Source organism: Streptomyces viridochromogenes DSM 40736 (assembly GCF_000158955.1).
Classification (GTDB): Bacteria; Actinomycetota; Actinomycetes; order Streptomycetales; family Streptomycetaceae; genus Streptomyces; species Streptomyces venetus.
Genome location: NZ_GG657757.1, coordinates 7835692 through 7855575, shown reverse-complemented (window position 1 = coordinate 7855575; position 19884 = coordinate 7835692). Strand labels below are relative to the sequence as shown.

The window sequence follows — 19884 nt, the reverse complement described above, 5'->3', positions numbered from 1 at the left end:
TCACCCGGAACGTATCAGCCGACCACAGCGCTCGCCACACCAAATCTTCACGTCGAACTCACCGTCACCGCACAGCCGCACGCGCCTCGGTGACCCGGATCACCGCCTCGTCACGCATCCCCGCCGCACCCCCCCGGGCACAGCTACCAGGGCCCCCTGGACACATCTTGAGGTTAGGCTAACCTAAGCTTGATTCCAGCCAAGCGGCTCTCGGCCGTGCCCGCAGTGTCTCCGTACGCATGAAAGCAGACCCAGCCATGTCGAACGCCAGAACCGCCCGCTTCTCCCGCCGCGGCATCCTCGCCGCCGGTGGTGCCCTCGGACTCCGCACGGCTTTTCTGTCGTGCTCACGCAGACATGGTGGTCATGCCGGATGCACGACGCAACGGAGTTTTCGCCCTCGGAGAAACGCCGGGGAAAGCGCGGGAAAACGCCCGGTCTGGGCGGATTACCGGCCGGGAACGCCCCGGTCTGCCCTCTTGTGCCGAGCGATCCCAGAGGCTTGGGTGGGACGAGTTGATCCCGGCCCGGGCCGTCATGAAGCCCGGACGGGTGGCATGGTGGAATCTCAGGAGGATTCAGACATGTCCGATACGTCCAGTGCTCCGGCGGGTGACTGTACCCAGCCCCACAGCGCACTGAACGAAGCAGAGGTCGAGGCCCTCGTCCGCGGCATCTGCTTCAAGACCGGCCCGCCGCGCCGCCTCGGCGTCGAGGTGGAATGGCTCGTCCACGAGCTGCATACACCGCAGCTCCCCGTCACACCCGAACGTCTCCAGGCGGCCTACGCCGCACTGCGGACCGTCTCCCTCAGGTCGGCTCTCACCGTGGAGCCCGGCGGCCAGCTGGAGCTGAGCTCGCCTCCCGCCGCCTCGCTGACGGAGTGCATCCGCACCGTCTCCGCCGACCTCGACACCGTCCGCGCGGCCCTGCGCGACGACGGTCTCGCCCTCGTCGGCCTGGGCCACGACCCCTGGCACGAACCCCGCCGGTTCCTGCGCGAACCCCGCTACGACGCCATGGAGGCCTGCCTCGACCGCACCGGCCCGGCCGGCCGCGCCATGATGTGCGCCTCCGCCTCCGTGCAGGTGTGCCTGGACGCCGGCCACGAGGAGCCCGGCCCCCTCGGCTTCGTGCGGCGCTGGTGGCTGGCCCATCATCTGGGCCCGGTCCTGGTGGCCGCGTTCGCCAACTCCCCGCTCGCCGGTCACCGGCCGACCGGCTGGGTCTCCACCCGGCAGCTGACGTGGACCAGGATCGGCCCCGGCCGGGCGGGCGGACCGCCCCTGGACGCCGACCCGCGCGGCGCGTGGGCCCGGCACGTGCTCGACTCCCCCGTGATGTGCGTACGGCGCGACGGCGGGCCCTGGGACGTCCCGGAAGGGCTCACCTTCCGGGAGTGGACCCGCAAGGGACTCCCCCGACCGCCCACGCACCAGGACCTCGACTACCACCTCACGACGCTGTTCCCGCCGGTCAGGCCACGCGGCCATCTCGAACTGCGCATGATCGACGCGCAACCCGGCGACGACGGCTGGATCGTGCCGCTGGCCGTGACGACGGCGCTGTTCGACGACCCGGAGGCCGCCGAGACCGCTTATCGGGCCGTGAAGCCACTGGCCGAACGCACCCTGGGCCTGCCCGCGCCACACAACCCGCTGTGGCTCGACGCGGCCCGCGACGGCCTGGCCGACGCCGAACTGCGCGAGGTGGCCGTGTCGTGCTTCACGGCGGCGCTGGAGGCCCTGCCGCGGCTCGGTGCCGGGCCCGAGGTGACGGACGCCGTCACCGCCTATCTGGACCACTACGTCGTCCGGGGCCGCTGCCCCGCCGACGACCTGCTCGACGGACAGCGCGGCACGGACGGTCGCGCCCACGGGAAGGATCTCCGCCCATGACCGACACCAGCCCCGCCGCCGGCACCGGGACGGCCGACCCCGAGGCGCTCCGCGAGCGCGCGGTCGCCTCGCTGGTCGTCGCCCGGGACCGGACCACCCTGCTGACGAGCTGCATCGAGGAGCCCGACCTGACGGCGCAGCACTCGCCGCTGATGTCGCCGCTGGTGTGGGACCTCGCGCACATCGGCAACCAGGAGGAGCAGTGGCTACTGCGGGCCGTCGCCGGGCACGATCCGATACGGCCCGAGATCGACAGCCTCTACGACGCCTTCGAGCACCCTCGGGCCGAGCGCCCGAAGCTGCCCCTGCTGTCACCCGCCGAGGCACGCACGTACGCGGCCGACGTACGCGGCCGGGCGCTGGACGTGCTGGAGCGGGCCGCGTTCCACGGGACGCGGCTGACGGAGGCCGGTTTCGCCTTCGGGATGATCGCGCAGCACGAACAGCAGCACGACGAGACCATGCTGATCACCCATCAGCTCCGCCGTGGCCCGCAGGCACTGACCGCGCCCGATCCGGAGCCGGTGCCGCTGGTCACCGGCCCGTCCGAAGTCCTCGTCCCCGGAGGCCCCTTCACCATGGGCACCTCGGACGAGCCGTGGGCCCTGGACAACGAACGCCCCGCGCACCGGCGCGAGGTGGCGCCGTTCCGGATCGACACCACCCCGGTGACCAACGGCGCCTACCAGGCGTTCATCGAGGACGGCGGCTACGACGACCCGCGCTGGTGGGCACCGGACGGCTGGGCCCACATCCGCCGGAACTCCATCGCGCACCCGCTGTACTGGCGGCGGGACGGCAAGCAGTGGCTGCGGCGGCGCTTCGGGGTCACCGAGGTCGTCCCGCCGGACGAGCCGGTGCTGCACGTGTGCTGGTACGAGGCCGACGCCTACGCCCGCTGGGCGGGACGCCGGCTGCCCACGGAGGCCGAGTGGGAGAAGGTGGCCCGGTACGACCCGGCCGGTGACCGCTCGATGCGCTATCCGTGGGGCGACGCCGACCCGGGGCCCGAGCACGCCAACCTCGGCCAGCGGCACCTGCGCCCGGCCCCGGCGGGGAGCTACCCGGCCGGTGAGTCGCCGCTCGGCGTACGGCAGTTGATCGGCGACGTGTGGGAGTGGACGGCGAGCGACTTCCTGCCGTACCCGGGGTTCAAGGCGTTCCCGTACAAGGAGTACTCGGAGGTCTTCTTCGGGCCCGACCACAAGGTGCTGCGCGGCGGTTCCTTCGCCGTGGACGCGGTGGCCTGCCGGGGCACGTTCCGCAACTGGGACTACCCGATCCGGCGGCAGATCTTCTCCGGGTTCCGCACGGCCCGGTCGGAGGACGTCTGATGTGCCGCCATGTGGCGTACGTGGGCCCCGTGGAGCCGCTCGGCCGGCTCCTCGTGGAGCCCGAGCACGCTCTGTACCGGCAGTCGTGGGCGCCCCGGAGGCAGCGGCACGGAACGGTCAACGCCGATGGTTTCGGCGTCGGCTGGTACGCGGAGGGCGACCCGGTGCCGGCTCGCTACCGCCGGGCCGGGCCGATCTGGGCCGACCTGTCGTTCGCCGATCTCGCCCGGGTGGTCCGCAGTACGGCGCTGCTCGCCGCGGTACGGGACGCGACCCTGTCGGGCGCGGACGCGGAGGCCGCGGCGGCTCCGTTCGCCGCGGGGACCTGGCTGTTCAGCCACAACGGGGCGGTCAAGGGCTGGCCTGGCTCGCTGGCAGCGGTCTCCCGCACCCTGCCGCCCGAGGACCTGCTGGCGCTGGAGGCCCGCAACGACTCGGCGCTCGTGTGGGCGCTGGTGCTGGCCCGGCTGCGGAGCGGCGACGCGCCGGGCCAGGCGCTGGCCGACACGGTCCTGGAGGTCGCCGCCGCGGCCCCCGGTTCCCGGCTCAACCTCCTCCTGACCGACGGTGACACCATCACCGCGACCGCCTGGGGCGACACCCTCTGGTACCTCACCCGGCCCGGCGGCGGCACGGTCGTGGCCTCCGAGCCCTACGACGACGATCCGCACTGGCGGGAGGCCCCCGACCGCACCCTGCTGGCAGCGAGCCGCACGGACGTGCTGCTCACGCCGCTGAAGGAGCCGGCCGACGCCTTCGTCCCCGTACCACCGAAGGAGCCTCGTACGTGAGTCCGTTCCATCTCACCCGCACCCTGCCCGAGGACGCCACGGACGCCGCGCTGCGCGCCGACGTCCACCGCGGTCTGACCGGCCGTCCCAAGACGCTGCCGCCGAAGTGGTTCTACGACGCGCACGGCAGCGACCTGTTCGAGAAGATCACGGAACTGCCCGAGTACTACCCCACGCGCGCCGAGCGGGAGATCCTGCTCGCGCGCTCCGGCGAGATCGCCGCCGCGACCCGGGCCCGCACCCTGGTCGAACTCGGCTCCGGTTCCTCGGAGAAGACGCGGCATCTGCTGGACGCCCTGACGGATCTGCGCACCTACGTCCCCGTCGACGTCAGCGAGAGCGCCCTCACGCAGGCCGGGCAGGCGCTCGTCGCCGAGCGGCCGGGGCTCGACGTGCACGCGCTGATCGCCGACTTCACCGCGGAACTGACGCTGCCGGACACCCCGGGACCGCGGCTGGTGGCGTTCCTCGGCGGGACGATCGGCAACCTGCTGCCCGCCGAGCGCGCCGCGTTCCTGGCGTCGGTGCGTGCCCTGCTCACCCCGGGCGACGCCCTGCTGCTGGGCACGGACCTGGTCAAGGACGAGGAGGTGCTGGTCCGGGCGTACGACGACGCGGCCGGGGTGACGGCCGCGTTCAACAAGAACGTCCTCACCGTGATCAACCGTGAGCTCGGCGCCGACTTCGAACCCGACGCGTTCGACCACGTGGCCCGGTGGGACGCCGGGCACGAGTGGATCGAGATGCGGCTGCGCTCCCGTACGGCCCAGACGGTGAAGGTGCCGGCGCTCGACCTCGCCGTCGACTTCGCGGCGGGAGAGGAGATGCGCACCGAGGTGTCGGCGAAGTTCCGGCAGGAGGGCGTGCGGGCCGAACTGTTCGCGGCCGGGCTGGAGCTGGCCCACTGGTGGACGGACAGTGCGGGCCGGTTCGCGCTGTCACTGAGCGTGGCGCGCTGACACCGGCGCCCCCCTGACGGCGGCGTGGCGCGAGGTGACGTCTCGCGTTTCGCCGCCGCTTGGGGCACGGTGGAGTGACGCGTGGCACACCCGTCACTGAAGAGGAGCAGCGGCATGTCAGAGCACACCTACCGCGTCACGGAAATCGTCGGCACCTCCCCCGACGGCGTCGACCAGGCCATCCGCAACGGCATCGGCCGGGCCTCGGAGACCCTGCGCAATCTGGACTGGTTCGAGGTGACGCAGGTGCGCGGCCAGTTGGAGAACGGGCAGATCGCGCACTGGCAGGTGGGCCTGAAGGTGGGCTTCCGGCTGGAGGAGACCGAGTAGGGCGCGACCTCAGGTCCGCCCTTCCCGCTCCTGCGCCACCTTCAGCTCGGCCGACCGGGCCGCCCAGTCGGCCTGCAGGACGGTGAAGCCCGCGCGCCGGGCGTTCTCGCAGACCAGTTCGTCGTCGTCCACGAGGACGCGGACCTCGCGCGTGCGGGCGAGCCGCCGCAGGATCTCCAGCTTGGTGAACCTGGCCGGCCTGCGGTCGGCGTCGCGCCGCATGTACACCCGCCCCTCGGGCAGCTCCTGCGCCGCGAGCCAGTCGAGCGTGTCGCGCCGGCAGCGCTCGGGACGCCCGGTGAGATAGACGATCTCGCACTCCTCGGCGCACTGCTTGACCAGCGCGACGCCCTCCGGGAGCGGCGGGTCCTGCGGCGCCGCCGAGAAGAAGCCGTCCCAGTCCCGCGGCCTGCGCTCCAGGAACCGCTGCCGGTGCGCGGTGTCGGCGAGGGTGTTGTCCAGGTCGAACACGGCCAGCGGGGCCCTGCTGCGGTCGTCACTCACGCTGCCCACCCTAGGCGGTGTCGGCACCCTTCACCGCCTTGGCGGCCACTGCTCTGCGACACCCGTACAACCGCCGTGGGGGCCCGTTTCTGACCCGGTCGGCCGGGCTGTCCCGCATCCTGTGCGTTTTGAGACAGCCTGGCTGAAGAAATGGTCCGGACTATTCACCCGGCAGGTGCTTTCGTGCAGGCGGTCGCAGTACCGCCATCCCCTCACCGGGAACGTGAACGAGCCATACACAACCGTCAATTCATCATCACAGTTGATGGCTCAAGCACAGCACTGACATACTCCGCATTCAGCCTCGCCACTACCCGTGGCCGGGGCTGGTCGGGGCTCCCCCAACTCAGAACCCCGAGGCCGTCCGCGTGATTCCGAACAGCTGGTTTTTCGGTTTCACGAGCCCCCCACAGAGCCCGCACCCTCACAGCGTGTCCGGCGTCCCTCCACCCCACCCGAAACGCCGGACACCCATTGACTCGACGGGGTCGAGTGCGGGGCACAAAGCAGCGAAGAAGGTGCGCCTGTGCCCGAATTTCCACCGCGGCGGGAGGACACTCCCACATTTCCGCTTCCGCACATCGAACACACTCCGCCGTCTCGTATATCCGATCACCCAGAATTTCACTCCCTGCGTCGCGCGCAGCGCCGGTTCGGTATCCGGGCGACGATCCTGTCCGTCGGCGGATTCCTGCTGTATGTGCTGCTGTCGTTTTTCGCGCCTTTGGTGATGAACCAGCCGTTGTTCGGCCGCCTCACGATCGGGCTCGTCCTCGGCCTCGGGCAATTCGTCGTCATGGGTGTGACCTCGTGGTGCTATGTCCGGCACATGCGCACCCGGGTCGATCCGCTCGCCCACGGCCTGCGGACCCGGTTGCAGGAGGACGAGAACCGTCGCACGCGTCAGACCGCGGCGCAGCACGAGGCCGGCCAGCTCTTCCAGCAGGGTTCCAGGGGGTTCCGCACGTGGTGACCGTCGCCGCGATCGACGACAGCAGCCTTCAGCTGACGTTCGTACTGTTCCTGACCGTCGTGGTCGTCACCCTGTTCACGGCGCTGCTGACGGCTCCTCAGCGCGACGAGATCAGTGAGTTCTACCTCGGCAACCGTGCCATGTCGCCGCTGCGCAACGGCCTGGCCATGTGCGGCGACTACCTGTCCGCCGCCACCCTGCTGGGCAGTACGGGACTGGTGGCCCTGACCGGGTACGACGGGCTGATGTACCTCGGCGGCACCACGGTCGCCTGGATGATGGTGCTGTTGCTGATCGCCGAACCCCTGCACCGCACGGGCAAGTTCACGCTGGGCGACACCATCGCGCTGCGCCTGCCCCGGCAGCAGCGGCCGGTGCGCCTGGCCCTGTCGGTGTGCATCCTGGCCATCGCGACGCTGTACCTGGTGGCCCAGCTCGTGGGCAGTGTCGCCCTGCTGACCCAGTTCACCGGGGCGCCCAGCGCCACCACACGGACCGTGTGCGTGGTCGTGATCGGCGCCTTCGTGATCCTGTACGCCTCCCTCGGCGGCATGCCGGGAGCCACGGTCGTCCAGATCATCAAGGCCGTGATGCTGGTGGTGGGCGTGCTGTTCACGGCGGGCTGGGTGCTGCACCGCTACGACTGGAACCCCAACGCCCTGCTCACCGCGGCGGCCGAACGCAGCGGAAACGGGGTGCAGTTCCTCGAACCAGGGCTGCGCTACGGCGGCACCGTCAGCAACAAGCTGGACTTCATCAGCCTCGAACTGGCCATCGTCCTCGGTCTCGCCGCCCTCCCCCACGTGCTGATGCGGCTGCTCGCCCCGCGCAGCAGCGGCACACTGCGCTCCTCCGTCCTGTGGGCCATCGGCCTGGTGGGCGCGGTCTGCTTCGGCGCCGGCATCCTCGGTCTCGGTGCCACCGCGCTCGTCGGCCAGGACACCATCGTCGGCACGGACCGGACCGGCAACGCGTCCGTCCTGCTCCTCGCCCACGAACTCGGCGGCAGCCTCCTCACCGCGCTGCTGACCTGCCTGGCGTATCTGACGCTGCTCGCCGTGGCCGTCGGCCTCACACTGGCCGCCGCCTCGTCCCTCGCCCACGACCTGTACGGCGAGGTGATCCGCAAGGGCAAGGCCAGCGAGACGGAGGAACTGACCGTCGCCCGGCTGTCCGGCGCGGTCATCGGCGTCCTCGGCATCCTGCTCGCCCTCGTCGCCTGGGGCGCGAACACCGCGACGCTGGCCTTCCTGGCCTTCGCCATGGCGGCGTCCGCCATCCTGCCGACGATCGTCTACACCCTCTTCTGGCGGCGCTTCTCGGCGAAGGGGGCCCTGCTCAGCCTCTACGGCGGCCTGGCCTGCTCCGTCCTGCTCGTCGTGTTCTCACCGGTGGTCTCCGCCACCGCGGCGTCGATCTACCCGGACGCGGACTTCGCCTGGTTCCCGCTGCAGAACCCCGGCATCGTCTCCATCCCCGCGGGCTTCTTCCTGGGCTGGCTCGGCACCGTGCGGGACAGGAGCCGGCCGGAGGAGAGCAGCGCCCACGAGGAGTTCGAGGTGCGGATGCTGGTGGGCGCCGACGACTGACGGCCCCTTGGGGACGTCGGGCAGGGCACCGGGGACGCGACATATTGTTAATGGGATCCATTTTCATGTAGCGTCCCGGTGCCCTGCCCGACGAAGAGGAGTCCCATGGCCGTCCCGAAGCGGAAGATGTCCCGCAGCAACACCCGCCACCGCCGCGCCCGGTGGAACGCGGCCACGCCGGCACTGGTCCCCATCACGGTCGACGGCGTCCGGCACCTCGTGCCGCAGAACCTGGTCAAGGCCTACGAGCGCGGACTGCTGCGGCCCGAGGACTGACGCTACGGCGTGACCACGGGGTCCGGGTGGGCCGCGATCCAGTGCTGCAGTTCGGCGTGGCGGAACTGGTACGCGGGACCGGAATAGCGCATGAGCCCTGCCGAGCAGGCCCAGTCCAGGAAGCGGCCCAGCCGGAAGGGCAGCCGCCTGCGCGAACAGAGCAGGAAGACCAGGTAGCGGCGCGCGGCGCTGAGACCCGACGCCTGGCCGGAGGCGACCGCGGTGGCCGCTCCGACGACGAGGCCGGTGCTCGGCTCCAGGACCAGCGCCACCGTTCCGCCGACTGCCAGACCGCCGAACAGCCCGGTGGAGACGGCGTAGACGAGTCCGTAGACCGTGTCGTCGCGCAGCGCGACCGGAGGGACGACGGCCGTCGTCGGCGCGGCCCCGCGCAGCCCGGCCGCCACGCTGAACCGGAAGCCGGCGCCGAGCCCGGCGACCCAGCTGACGACCGTCCCGGCGACGAGCGCGGCCGCAGGATGCCCGGCCGCCGCGATCGCCGCACCCACGGCGAGCCCGGCCGCGACGCCGACGAAGGTGGCGAGGACGGGGTTGACGACGAGGCCCAGCAGGAACGGCCCCCGCACGCCGGGCGTGTGCCGCTTCTGCCAGTCGAGTCTGCTGGGGCTGAGGGCGAGCGCCGCGGCCAGGCCGCATGCCACGGCGAGGGCCAGCACGCTCGCCGCGACCTCCCCCGGATCCGGGGTCAGCCAGGCGGCGGGCAGGACCGCGCTGATCGTGCAGAACGTCAGCAGCGCGTCGGCCGCCCGCACCCGGCCGGGCCCGGCCAGCGGCCACAGGCCGTGCACGGTGAGGTCGGTGGTCCGATAGGCCGTCGCGCCGGTTCCGGTCAGGTGCCCGGTGAGGTGGTGGAGCCAGCGGTGGACCTGCGTCGGCCCGTAGGTGGGCGGGGCCGGGTCGCCGGCCGCGGGTTCGACGGCGGCGGGGATGTAGCGGGCCAGCAGATGCCGGTCGAGCGCGTCGGTGTCGTGCAGCGTGAGCAGATCCGCGGGCTCGCCGTGGTAGCGGTAGACCGTGGCGGTCAGGCCCAGCCGCCAGGGGGTCGACAGGGCCCGGGCGTGCACGCAGGACGGATGAGCCTGGAGGTGGTCCAGCAGGGGCTGCCAGCGGGCCGGGTCGCGGCAACGGTCCCGGAGGTAGGTCAGTGCGGGCTCGGACGCCACGGGCGCGATGACCACCAGCGCGGCGTCGACGAGGGGTTCGTGCGTCAGCAGCGCGTCGTAGTTCGCGACGCGGCTGGTGAGCACCAGGGAGCCCGCCTCCAGGCCCTTCTGATAGGCGTTCAGGTGCTGCACCGCGGCCCGCGCACGCGGTGCGTCCGGGTCCGGCGTGCCGTCGGCGCGCGGCGGGTCCATCTCGTCCAGACCGTCCAGGACGGGCAGCACCATGCCGTGGGCCACCAGCCGCTCCGCCATCTCGGCCGGCCAGTCCAGCGCCTGCGTGAGGTGGTCCTTCAGCAGTTCGGGCAGGGTGTGGGCGGTGTCCCACTGGGCCATGGGGATGCGCACGGGCACCGGGTCGGTGTCGGCGCGGTCGGCGGCGAGGGCCAGGACCAGTTCCAGGGCCAGGACCGTCTTGCCGGAGCCGGGCGCGCCCGCGATCACGAGACGACGGGGCCGGGTGGCCCGGAAGAACCCCGCTATGTCCGGGTCGACTCCGGGGCCGCCCGGGTCGCGGAAAGTGCGTCCCGCACCCGGGGCTTCGGCCGCCCGGCCCGGCACCGGCCGCAGTGTGTAGTGCAGGTCGATGCGCCGGGTGTCACGGCCGAGCAGCTGGCGGCGCAACTTGCCTTCGGTCTCCTGGACCTGGACCGCCAGCGTCGCGGCCCACTGCCGCACCAGCTCGGCGTCGGTCCCCTGCACCGGTCGTCTCAGCGCCGCCACCGCGGCCACCAGCCCCGCGGCCCCGAGCGGCAGCCCCAGCAGACCCGCGGTGTCGGCCGGCCCGAGCCCGCCGCGCACCAGCTGGGACACCGCGTAACCGGCGCTCGCCACCAGCAGCACCACACCGAGCACGATCCCTGCCCGGCGCCGCTCCCGTTCCCGCCGCCCCCCGATCCCCACCATGCCTTGCTGCATACCCCTCCCGGGCACGGAACTCCCCCCGCCGCAGTGACTGTTGAACGCGGGACCGGCCGCGCCCCGGGGCCTTCAGACGAGCGGATCCGTATACGGCAGCAGGGCCTTCGCGGTCGCGGCACTGCGCAGGTAGCCGCCCGCCTTGTGCATGCGGAAGGCACCGATCCCCGTGGAGACACAGGACGTCACGCCACGGAAGGTGTCGGTGAGGGGCTGCGGAACAGCGATGAGGTCTCCGGGGTCGGCGATGTTGACCCAGGCCGCGGCGCCCGGCGGACGACTGAACGCGCGGGAGTCGTCCGGGTGTTCGAGGTACGGCAGGACGACGTCCGGCATCGCGAGGGGCGAGCCGAGGGTGACGAGGACATCGACCTTCAGGTCGGTGTACCGCCACAGCGTGTCGTACGCCACGACCGAGCCGAGTGAGTGCGCGATCAGCACACGGGGCTCATGCCGGGCGATGGCGTCGGCCAGGCGCTGCCGCACCCGCGGGCCCGCGGGGGTGTGCAGGTACGCCAGCAGGTCGGGGAAGAACCGGGCCACGAACCTCCGGACGAGTTCCTGGTCGAACCCATGGCGCCGGGCCACCCCGTCGGCGACCCAGCGGACCGGGGTCAGTACGCGCCCCTGCGCGTCGCGCGTGCTCACCCCCAGCAGCTCACCCCAGCGCAGCACCGCGTCCACCGCGTCGGGAGCGAGTCCGTCCACGTCGTCCCCGGGGCCCTGGCCGTCCGGTGCCGGCCGGACCGCCTGCAACAGATCGGCGTAGTACGTCATGGACAGCTCACCGTCGCCCAGGGGCCGCGGCAGCTGGTGGCTGAGGGCCCGGGCCCATGCCGCGCCGAGGCGGGCGGCGGCCGCGTCCGCGTCTCGGGTGGGGTCGTACTGGTTCACACCGTGCACGGCGACGATCCGGCTCACTGGCTCCTGCTTTCCCTGGGCGGTGCGGTGACGGGGGTGAAGACCGACACCTCGCGCCCGTATCCGATGGCGAGGGAGGTCTCCCGGTGGGCGACGGTCTGGACGATGTCGGGCAGGTCGATCCGGTGCGCCTGCTCACCGTCGCGCAGGTCCCAGCCGCGGACCGTGCCGTCCGCGCTGCCGGAGAAGAGGACGTCCTCGCCGCCGAGCCGGGCGAAGGTGAGCGAACGGACCGCGCCGGTATGGCCCCGGAGTTCGGCCAGCACGGCGGCGTCGCCGAGCCGGAGCACCCGGATCTCCCCGTCGGCCGTGCCCACGGCGAGGCAGGGGTCGGTGCCGAGCGTCCCGGTGGCCAGGGCCCGGACCGGGGCGCCGTAGAGGCGGGTGTGGACGAGGTCGGCGGTGCGCAGTGACCTGACGCGGACGTAGCCGTCGAAGTCCCCGGTGACCACCAGGGGTTCGCCGCCGGTGTCGGCCACGTCCAGGCAGGCGATGTCCCCGGTCCTGCGCCGCCGGCTGACGAAGTCGCGCAGCGGGGCCCGGCCGCCGGGGTACCAGATGGTCACACTGCCGTCGCTGCCGCCGGCGATGACCTGGACGCCTCCCCGGTCGTGGGGCAGCACACCGAGCGCCACGACGTCGGCGGTGCCGAGGTTCGTGGTGTCCACCGGTGTCCCCGCGGGAGGCCGCACGTCCCACAGGACGAGGTGCCCCTGTATCCCTCCGGCGGCGATGAGGGTGGTGTCCCCGGCCCTGATCGGGACGGCGGTGTTCAGCGGGAGGTTACGGGTCGTCTCGAGTCGTGTGACCAGCTGACCGTCGCCCGCGTCGATGACGCGCACCTGGTCGTCGCGGCAGGTGGTGACCGCGCACAGTCGGCCCGCGACGCGGTGCAGGGCGAGGGACCGGACCCACCGGGGATGCCCGTCGGGCACGCGCGGGGGCTCCTCCCGTGTCGTGTCCCAGGTCCGTACCGTCCGGTCCTTCGACACCGTGACCGCCACCGGGCGCGCCCCGACCCGCGTCAGCGCGGCGCCGGTCACGCCGCTGGTGTGTCCGGCCAGCACGTCCCGCAGCGATCCGGTGCGCGTGTCCCAGCAGCGGACGGTGTCGTCGTCGGAGGCGCTCACCAGCACCGGGGTGTCCAGCACCTCACCCGGGACGAGGGCGTTGACCGGGCCCGCGTGCTGTCTGGCGGCCCACAGCAGTCGGCCGGCGGCCAGGTCCCAGGCGCGCAGTATCCCGTCCTTGTGGCCCGAGAAGGCCAGCCAGGACGACTCGCCGGGGCACACCGCGAGGGCCCGCACCTCGGCGCGGACGAGCCAGTGCTCCGCGAGACCGGTGAGGCGCAGGGTGTGCAGCACGGCCCCCGTGTGGGCGTGCGCCACCGCGATGGCCCCGCTGCGGTGTCCGGTCACCGCCAGGGTCTGCCCGCCGACGTCGGCGACGGTGAAGGCCGTGACGGGATCCCCGGGAAGCGGGTTGCCCCGGTGCAGGAGCCGCCGCCCGGGGAGGCTGAACGCGGTGACGCCGTGCTGCGCGGTGACCGTCAGGGCGAAGTGCTCGCCGCCCTCGCGGCCGACCGCCACGTGCTTGGCGCGGCCGCCGGCCACGGGCACCGGCCACGGCCGGCCGGCCGTGCCAGCGCCGAGGTCGGCGACGTAGGTGGGCCCGTCGGTCGTGACGACGGCGCAGCCGGTCCCGTCGCTGACGGCGACCGCCCTGATCCCGGACGGGACCGGCACGGAGCGCAGGGCGCGCCCGGTGCCCGGGTCCCACAGGGTGAGCCGTTCGGCGGCCGTGAGCAGCACCGTCCGGTCGTCGAGCGTGGCGACGGCCACGTCCTTGACGGCCTGCGCGTGCAGCAGGACGTGCCGCGTGGTTCCGGTGCCGAGGTCCCATACCCGGGCCGTACGGTCCTCGCTGCCGGTCACCGCGAGGGTGCCGTTTGAACCGTGCGTCGTGACGAGGGCGTTGATCCGTCCGGCGTGGCCGGTCATGGTCGCGCCCGAGGACGCCGAGATGTTGGTGGCGGTGGACCACAGGCAGCGCCAGGGCAGGACGTGCCCGCCCGGGGCCCGCCGCATGCGCTCGGCCAGTTCGTGGTGGCCCAGCCGCAGGGCGTCCAGGGCCAGGATCTGGCGCCGGGCCCTCGCCTCCACGTGCTGGTGCCAGCCGATCGAGGCGCAGTAGACGTCGAGGGTGCGCCGCACCGGCGGCGGGTAGGCGTCGCGGAACGGCGGCAGCACGGCCGCGACGGCCGTGGGGTCGGCGTTGACCAGGAACTCACCGTCGTCGAGGAGTCGTACGAGCTGCCGGTGGCCGGCGCGTGCGGCGTGCTCGACGACGTGCCGTCGCAGATAGGGGTCCGCCAGGTCCCAGCGCAGGGTGTCCCCGGTGCGGTGGACGGTCGACAGCAGCTCCCGCAGGACGCGCCGTTCGCGCAGGTCGTCCTCTCCGGGCGGGTGCCGGGGCGCGGGCTGGTCCGGGGTGGTCATGCCGGCCCTCCGCTCACCGGGGCGGTCGCCGTCAGGTGGTCCACGAGCTCCTGGTGGAACAGCCGGTACAGCGTCGTGCCGTACTCGGGGTCGATGTCCCGGCGCAGGAAGAACGACATCGAGGCCAGCACCTCCAGCACGTCCTCCCGGCTCGGTTGGTCCCCACGCGGGTGGAAGGCGGCCGCGGCACTGCGGACGAGCTCCGCCGGCATCCCCTCCCCCTTGCCGAAGGCGATCGCGGTCAGCACCGGGCGCGCCCAGGCCAGACCGTCCGCGGCGAAGAGCTGTCCGTCGAGCAGCGCGGCGAGGGTCAGCGGAAGGCGGTCCACGGCCGCCTCCACGTCCGCGGCGTCCAGCGGCGGCAGGGCACTGATCGAACGCGCCGCCAGCTGTGCCGTGAGGAACTCCCCTCCCCCGCCGGCCGGGGCCGACCTTCCGGCGCTCTCGATGCGCCGTGCCACCGCCTCTGCGAGGGCAGGCCGGACCGGGGCGCGCCCCGCGTACGAGCCGGCGTCCCGCAGCAGTCCCTCGACGTACTCGGCCAACGCGTCCGTGAGGTCCTCCCGGTCGGTGTCGTCCAGGTCGATGAGCAGTTGCCCGGGTTCCGCGGCGGCCCGCAGCAGGGGCTGGAGCCATTCCCCGTACGGCCGTACGCCGACCAGGAGGCGGCAGGGTCTGCTGCGCGGCCCGTCCGCGTACTCCCGGCGAGCCAGCGGCCCGAGCAGTTCCACGGTGATGCGCACGCTCTCCCTGGCCTCGTCGAGCGCGTCGAGGACGATCAGCGGCTCCACGGGGAGCGCGGCGACGGCGTCCACGAATCCCTGCGTGCTCCACCCGTCGTCGGGCGCGGTCATGGCCAGTTGTCCGGCGATGGTGTCGATGACCCGGGACAGGGTCATGCCGCGGGCGTGGACGGCGGCGACGGCCTCCCAGGGGTCCGGCCGGTTGCGGGCGCGGATGTGGTTCACCACCGTGTCCAGCGCTTTCCACAGCTTGGGGTGGGTGCAGCAGACCACCACGCCGAGCAGGGCGGACTTGCCGGTGCCCGGGCTGCCGGTGACGACCGCGACCGCGGCGCCGTCGCCCTCCGGCCGGGCGAGCCAGTCGGCGAGGGCGCGCAGTTCCCGGTTCCGTCCGGAGAAGTGGCAGGGGACGTCCAGGCCGGGCGTCGTCTCGCGACCCGATGCCCTGGAGAGGTAGTGGTGGAGGTCGAGGGAGGGGTGGACGGTGTCGATGAACTCCTGGAGTGCCCACCGGTCGCGCAGTTTGAGCCGCTCCACCGGATCCTCGCGGTACCAGGGGTTGGCGAGGAACCGGGTGTCCGGTCCGTCCAGTTCACTGGCGACGACCTCCTGATCGGGGCAGGCGTCGTCCTCGCACAGCCGCAGCAGACGCCGGTAGACCTCGTCCTTCAGCCAGGACAACCGCACGTACTGTTCACTCGGATCGACCCCGGCGTGCCCCTTGGTCAGATCGTCCAGCACGTCGCACACGGCGCGGGAGAAGCGGCCGCCCCAGGCCTGTGCGCCCGGCGGGCAGGCGGCGATGACGAAGAGCCGGCGCTCGGCGCGCGGGAGGTTCCGGGTCCAGTCGATGCCGGCGCCCCCGTGGCACACGTCGAGCAGGAGCAGGACGCGTCCCGTGCCGTCGTCGTCGACGCCCTGGAGGAAGGCCCGCACGTCGAACGCCGTCTTCGCCTGCTGGTCACGTGTGTTGCTGGCGACCACCATGAGGTCGCCCGGGCATCCGCGCCGCAGGAATCCGTGACTGACGATGTGGACGACCGCACAGCCCCCGGCCTTGATGGCCGCGCGTATCTCCGCCATCCGTTCCCCGAGGGTGGTGTGGTCGAGGTCGGGCAGGTGGCGGGGGGCCGGTGGGACGAGCGGGGCCAGGTGCCGCGAGACCCGTTCGCCCAGCTCCTGGGAGAACGGCAGGTCGTCCCAGGCGCTGCGCTCGGGGGGATCCTCGTCGTCGTGCTCGTCGCCGGCGGCCCCGGCCGGGGCGGCGGGGAGCCGGAAGGTGGACATGGAGACGACCAGGGTCGGCATGTCCGCCGGGGCGTCCTGGCCCAGGGAATCGTCCACGGTCATGCTTCCCCCGGCCCGCTCTCGTCCCGCCCCGTTGCGGTGGTCACAACAGTATGTGATCGACTCGTCACCGGGCACCGCATTCCCGCGAAGAGGCCGCCGGGAATCCCTGCGCTCCACGGGTGTTGACCCTGGTGTGAGTTCAGTGATCGCGTCGACCCGCTTCTCCGTCCTCGACCGCTCCCGCACCCGCGAGGGGCACACGCACGGCGAGGCGCTGCGTGACACGGTGCGGCTGGCGCGGGAGCTGGAGCGGCTCGGTTATCACCGGGTGTGGGTGTCGGAGCACCACGGGGTGCCCGGGGTCGCCGGTTCGGCGCCGACCGTGCTGGCCGCCGCCGTCGCCGGCGCGACCCGGACGATCCGGGTCGGCACGGGCGGGGTGATGCTGCCCAACCACCGGCCGCTGGTCGTCGCCGAGCAGTTCGGGGTGCTGGAATCGCTGTATCCCGGGCGGATCGACATGGGGCTCGGACGCTCCGTCGGTTTCACGGACGGGGTGCGCAGGGCTCTGGGCCGCGACAAGGGTGACGCCGACGACTTCGAGGCCCAGCTGCGGGAGCTGCTCGGCTGGTTCGAGGGCACCTCCCCCACCGGGGTGCACGCCCGCCCCGCCGAGGGGCTGACCGTACCGCCGTTCGTCCTGGCCATGGGCGAGGGCGCCGGCATCGCCGCCCGTCTCGGTCTGCCCATGGTCATCGGCGACCTCAGGAACCGGGAGAAGATGCTGCGCGGCATCGACCACTATCGTGACCACTTCCGTCCCTCCGCCTGGGCGGCCGAGCCCTACGTCGTCATCTCCGGCACGGTCGCGGTGGCGGAGACGCCCGAGGAGGCCCGGCGGCTGCTGATCCCGGAGGCCTGGTCGATGGCGTACTCCCGGACCCGCGGCACCTTCCCGCCCCTGCCGCCCGCCGAGCGGGTCGAGGCGCTCACCGTGACCGCCAAGGAGCGCTCTCTCCACGAGGCCGGACTGACCGGTCACGTCGCGGGCACCGAGGAGCAGGTGGCGGACGAGCTGGAGACGGTGCTGAAGGAGACCGGGGCGCAGGAGGTCCTGGTCACCACCAGCACGCACGACCGCGAGGCGCTGCTGGACTCCTACCGGCGGCTGGCCGCGATCACCTCCGGTTAGAGTCGGTGTCCATGCACGACCCTCGCAGCGCCCACGACCCGTACGTCCGTGTCCGCGGAGCCCGCGAGCACAATCTCAAGGGAATCGACGTCGACATCCCCCGGGACGTGCTGGCCGTGTTCACCGGCGTGTCCGGCTCGGGGAAGTCGTCGCTGGCGTTCGGCACGATCTACGCGGAGGCGCAGCGGCGCTACTTCGAGTCGGTCGCGCCGTACGCGCGCCGGCTGATCCACCAGGTCGGCGCGCCGAAGGTCGGTGAGATCACCGGTCTGCCGCCGGCCGTCTCGCTCCAGCAGCGTCGCTCGGCGCCCACCTCGCGCTCCTCCGTCGGCACCGTCACCAACCTCTCGAACTCCCTGCGGATGCTGTTCTCCCGGGCCGGCACCTACCCGCCCGGTGCCGAGCGGCTCGACTCCGACGCCTTCTCGCCGAACACGGCGGCCGGGGCGTGCCCGCAGTGCCACGGGCTGGGGCGGGTGCACCGTACGAGCGAGGAGCTCATGGTCCCCGACCCGTCGCTGTCCATCCGCGAGGGGGCGATCGCGGCGTGGCCGGGAGCCTGGCAGGGCAAGAACCTGCGGGACATCCTCGACGCGCTGGGCCACGACGTGGACCGGCCGTGGCGGGAACTGCCGGCCGGCGAACGGGAGTGGATCCTGTTCACCGACGAGCAGCCGGTGGTCACCGTCCACCCCGTGCGGGACGCCGACCGCATCCAACGGCCGTACCAGGGCACGTACATGAGCGCCCACCGGTACGTGATGAAGACGTTCTCGGACTCCAAGAGCCCGACCCTGCGAGCGAAGGCCGAGCGGTTCCTCACCAGTGCGCCCTGCCCGGCGTGCGGCGGCAGCCGGCTGCGCCCCGAGGCCCTGGCGGTGACGTTCGACGGCCGGACCATCGCCGAGCTGACGGCGCTGCCGCTGGTGGAGCTGGCCGCCGGTCTCGACGGGACCTCGGAGGCCGCCCGGGTCCTCACCGACGACCTGCGCTCCCGTATCGCGCCGGTCCTGGAGCTGGGGCTCGGCTACCTCAGTCTCAACCGGCCCACCCCCACCCTCTCCGCGGGCGAACTGCAGCGCCTGCGCCTCGCCACCCAGCTGCGCTCCGGCCTGTTCGGCGTCGTCTACGTCCTCGACGAACCGTCGGCCGGACTGCACCCCGCGGACACCGAGGCGCTGCTCACGGTGCTGGAACGGCTGAAGACGTCCGGGAACTCGGTGTTCGTGGTGGAGCACCACCTCGACGTCATGCGGGGCGCCGACTGGCTGGTCGACGTGGGTCCGGACGCGGGCGAGCACGGCGGGCGTGTGCTGCACAGCGGCCCGGTGGCCGAGCTGGCCGGAGTCGAGGAGTCGGCGACGGCCCGCTACCTGTTCGACCACTCCCCCGCCCCGGCCCGGGACGTGCGCGAGGCCACCGGGTGGCTCAAGACCGGCCCGATCACGCGGCACAACCTGCGTGGAGTGACGGCGGAGTTCCCGCTCGGCGTGTTCACCGCGGTGACCGGCGTGTCGGGCTCCGGCAAGTCCACGCTCATCGGCGAGATCACGGAGGACTCGGCGGGAGTGGGCCGGCTGGTCTCGGTCGACCAGCGGCCGATCGGCCGCACGCCCCGCTCCAACCTCGCCACCTACACGGGCCTCTTCGACGTCGTGCGCAAGGTGTTCGCGGCCACCGACGGGGCCCGCGAACGCGGTTTCGGCGTCGGGCGGTTCTCCTTCAACGTGGCGGGCGGGCGCTGCGAGACCTGCCAGGGCGAGGGCTTCGTCAGCGTGGAGCTGCTGTTCCTGCCGAGCACGTACGCTCCCTGCCCGGACTGCGGCGGGGCCCGCTACAACCCTCGGACGCTGGAGGTGACGTACCGGGGGCGGAACATCGCGCAGGTGCTGGATCTGACGGTGGAGAGCGCGGCGGAGTTCTTCGCGGACACCCCGGCCGTGGCCCGCAGCCTCACCACCCTGCTCGACGTCGGTCTGGGCTATCTGCGCCTGGGCCAGCCCGCGACGGAGCTCTCCGGTGGCGAGGCCCAGCGCATCAAGCTGGCGAGCGAACTGCAGCGCGGCCGGCGCGGCCACACCCTGCACCTCCTGGACGAGCCCACGACCGGTCTCCATCCGGCCGATGTGGACGTCCTGTTGCGCCAGTTGCACGGCCTCGTCGACGCCGGGCACACCGTGATCGTCGTCGAGCACGACATGTCCGTCGTCGCCCGCGCGGACTGGGTGATCGACCTCGGCCCGGGCGGCGGCGACGCGGGCGGACGCATCGTGGCGGCGGGGCCGCCGGCGGACGTCGCGCGCTCGGCGGAGAGCCGGACGGCGCCGTATCTGGCGCGCACGCTGTCCGGCTCCCGCTGAGAGCGCGCCTGCGCGCCGGACCGACACGAGGAAACTGGACAGGCCGAGGGCCCGGCACCGGGCGAGGGTCCGGCACCGGCCGGGGGTCCGGACCCGCCGTGGCTGGAGGCCCGGCCGAGGGCCCAGG

General features: G+C 72.8%; 15 protein-coding genes. 10 read left to right on the top strand and 5 right to left on the bottom strand.

Annotated elements, in window-relative coordinates; all coding sequences use genetic code 11:
- Positions 1-584 precede the first annotated feature (584 nt).
- From egtA to SSQG_RS34370, 5 genes are all read left to right on the top strand, one after another.
- Positions 585-1898, top strand: coding sequence for an ergothioneine biosynthesis glutamate--cysteine ligase EgtA (gene egtA / locus SSQG_RS34390; protein ID WP_003994594.1), 1314 nt, complete (start codon positions 585-587; stop codon positions 1896-1898).
- Positions 1895-3232, top strand: coding sequence for an ergothioneine biosynthesis protein EgtB (gene egtB, locus SSQG_RS34385; RefSeq protein WP_003994593.1), 1338 nt, complete (start codon positions 1895-1897; stop codon positions 3230-3232). The genes egtA and egtB overlap by 4 nt, the downstream gene beginning before the upstream one ends.
- Positions 3232-4023 (top strand): ergothioneine biosynthesis protein EgtC, encoded by a 792-nt coding sequence (egtC, locus tag SSQG_RS34380; protein WP_003994592.1) that lies wholly within the window; start codon positions 3232-3234, stop codon positions 4021-4023. The genes egtB and egtC overlap by 1 nt, the downstream gene beginning before the upstream one ends.
- Positions 4020-4982: an L-histidine N(alpha)-methyltransferase gene (egtD, locus tag SSQG_RS34375; protein WP_003994591.1), complete on the top strand. Its 963-nt coding sequence runs from the start codon at positions 4020-4022 to the stop codon at positions 4980-4982. The genes egtC and egtD overlap by 4 nt, the downstream gene beginning before the upstream one ends.
- Positions 4983-5096: 114 nt before the next feature.
- The gene (locus SSQG_RS34370) at positions 5097-5312 is read left to right on the top strand and encodes a dodecin (RefSeq protein ID WP_039934244.1); all 216 of its coding nucleotides are present in this window, start codon (positions 5097-5099) and stop codon (positions 5310-5312) included.
- 9 nt (positions 5313-5321) lie between these two features.
- Here SSQG_RS34370 and SSQG_RS34365 read toward each other — a convergent pair whose 3' ends face one another.
- Positions 5322-5816 carry an LNS2 domain-containing protein gene (locus tag SSQG_RS34365; RefSeq protein ID WP_003994588.1) on the bottom strand — a complete coding sequence of 165 codons (495 nt, stop codon included), beginning with the start codon at positions 5814-5816 and terminating at the stop codon, positions 5322-5324.
- A 526-nt stretch (positions 5817-6342) separates the two neighbouring features.
- Here SSQG_RS34365 and SSQG_RS34360 point away from each other — a divergent pair.
- From SSQG_RS34360 to rpmF, 3 genes are all read left to right on the top strand, one after another.
- Positions 6343-6789, top strand: a complete 447-nt coding sequence (locus SSQG_RS34360; protein WP_003994587.1) for a DUF485 domain-containing protein — start codon at positions 6343-6345, stop codon at positions 6787-6789.
- Entirely contained in the window at positions 6783-8378 is a 1596-nt protein-coding gene (locus SSQG_RS34355) for a solute symporter family protein (RefSeq protein WP_039934241.1), read from the top strand. The genes SSQG_RS34360 and SSQG_RS34355 overlap by 7 nt, the downstream gene beginning before the upstream one ends.
- 105 nt (positions 8379-8483) lie before the next feature.
- Positions 8484-8654, top strand: a complete 171-nt coding sequence (rpmF, locus tag SSQG_RS34350; RefSeq protein WP_003994585.1) for a 50S ribosomal protein L32 — start codon at positions 8484-8486, stop codon at positions 8652-8654.
- Between the two features lie 2 nt (positions 8655-8656).
- On the opposite strand, the gene SSQG_RS34345 is transcribed toward rpmF, so the two are convergent.
- From SSQG_RS34345 to SSQG_RS34330, 4 genes are all read right to left on the bottom strand, one after another.
- The gene (locus SSQG_RS34345) at positions 8657-10741 is read right to left on the bottom strand and encodes an NACHT domain-containing protein (RefSeq protein WP_039934240.1); all 2085 of its coding nucleotides are present in this window, start codon (positions 10739-10741) and stop codon (positions 8657-8659) included.
- Between the two features lie 84 nt (positions 10742-10825).
- Complete coding sequence (locus tag SSQG_RS38410; RefSeq protein ID WP_003994583.1) at positions 10826-11674, bottom strand: hypothetical protein; 849 nt, start codon at positions 11672-11674, stop codon at positions 10826-10828.
- Positions 11671-14172 (bottom strand): WD40 repeat domain-containing protein, encoded by a 2502-nt coding sequence (locus tag SSQG_RS34335; protein WP_003994582.1) that lies wholly within the window; start codon positions 14170-14172, stop codon positions 11671-11673. Before SSQG_RS34335 ends, SSQG_RS38410 begins: the two co-directional genes overlap by 4 nt.
- On the bottom strand, positions 14169-16259 hold the full coding sequence (locus tag SSQG_RS34330; RefSeq protein WP_003994581.1) for an ATP-binding protein: 2091 nt from the start codon (positions 16257-16259) through the stop codon (positions 14169-14171). Before SSQG_RS34330 ends, SSQG_RS34335 begins: the two co-directional genes overlap by 4 nt.
- Before the next feature lie 139 nt (positions 16260-16398).
- Between SSQG_RS34330 and SSQG_RS34325 the strand changes: the two genes are divergently transcribed.
- Both SSQG_RS34325 and SSQG_RS34320 read left to right on the top strand, forming a co-directional pair.
- Positions 16399-17397 (top strand): LLM class flavin-dependent oxidoreductase, encoded by a 999-nt coding sequence (locus SSQG_RS34325; RefSeq protein ID WP_003994580.1) that lies wholly within the window; start codon positions 16399-16401, stop codon positions 17395-17397.
- Between the two features lie 11 nt (positions 17398-17408).
- Positions 17409-19757 carry an ATP-binding cassette domain-containing protein gene (locus SSQG_RS34320; RefSeq protein WP_003994579.1) on the top strand — a complete coding sequence of 783 codons (2349 nt, stop codon included), beginning with the start codon at positions 17409-17411 and terminating at the stop codon, positions 19755-19757.
- Positions 19758-19884: the final 127 nt, after the last annotated feature.